Origin of the sequence: Paenibacillus sp. 102 (genome assembly GCF_039549175.1) — a bacterium.
Lineage (GTDB): Bacteria > Bacillota > Bacilli > Bacillales > Bacillaceae_G > Bacillus_A.
Map to the genome: position 1 here is coordinate 1 of NZ_JBCGHT010000088.1, position 255 is coordinate 255.

General features: G+C 36.5%; 1 pseudogene. It reads left to right on the plus strand.

Annotated elements, in window-relative coordinates:
• Nucleotides 1–62: 62 nt before the first annotated feature.
• Nucleotides 63–255 (plus strand): annotated as a pseudogene (locus AAIE21_RS29460) (IS4 family transposase); the annotation flags it as partial.

Here is a 255-nt window from a genome sequence, read left to right on the forward strand (position 1 = left end):
TTTTGAAGTTAAAAGCACGTTACTATTCTCTTATGTTAATGAGAAAGGGTGACGTGCTTTTTATGAATATGCATCAAAAACAAGAGTTATCTTTATTTGCCGAAGAGCTATATCGATATATGTCTCCTGCTACACTTAATCAATTAGCTATAGAAGCAGGCGGAATGAAACGAAAACGCAAGTGCCACGGGCACCATTTCTTATCTTTGTGTGTATGGTTAAATCAACAAATCGCTACTACCTCTCTTACTCAAC